This window comes from Vibrio sp. 1069 (assembly GCF_033340555.1).
The window spans coordinates 1-659 of sequence record NZ_JAWOWP010000460.1; the positions used below are offsets into that span (position 1 = coordinate 1).

Genomic DNA, 659 nt, shown 5'->3' on the forward strand with positions numbered 1-659 from the left:
TTCCCCCTTCAGATTTATTTTCCACCTCTTGTCTTTCAACAATTAGCTTGTCATTTAAAGGACGAATTTTCATTTGAAGTGCCTCCTACTTAGAACCAAAAATAAAAGACATAGTTTGAACATAAAGATGGATTAACGAGTCGTCTGCTCGTTTTCGATGAAAATAATAAGGTCGAAAAATTGGAGTTCAAGGGGGAAATTTAATAAAAATTTTTTATCGAACTAAACAAAATTCTCTATCAAACATTCTCATTCACCATCCGTCAGAATGAGTCTATGATGAAGGCTATTTTACGCAGTGGCACACATAGTTTGATAAGGATGACGAAAGAATGAAAAAGGCAATTTCTCTGTTTCTTGCAACGCTGAGCTTAGGGTTGCTCGCTCCTAACGTAGCGGCTTCTGAACGCGCGGAACAAGGATGGCAACTGATAGAGCAAGGCGCAATGATCGTCGATGTGCGCACTCCGCAAGAGTTCTCTGAGGGGCATTTAGACAATGCGGTGAATTTCCCTCTATCTGAGCTTGATAAACATTTCCAAGACGTCGATAAAGATCAAGCGATCGTATTGTACTGCCGCAGTGGTAATCGCTCTGGTAAAGCGTATCAATATTTGCAATCGCAAGGGTTCACGAATCTGCACAATGCAGGTGGCTTA

General features: G+C 40.8%; 1 protein-coding gene and 1 pseudogene. One reads left to right on the top strand and one right to left on the bottom strand.

What is annotated here, in order from left to right; translation table 11 throughout:
* Window positions 1-73 (bottom strand): annotated as a pseudogene (gene groES, locus R7040_RS27140) (co-chaperone GroES); the annotation flags it as partial.
* A 259-nt stretch (window positions 74-332) separates the two neighbouring features.
* Between groES and R7040_RS27145 the strand changes: the two are divergent.
* Window positions 333-659: rhodanese-like domain-containing protein (locus R7040_RS27145; RefSeq protein WP_318097696.1), on the top strand; the 327-nt coding region annotated here is incomplete at its 3' end.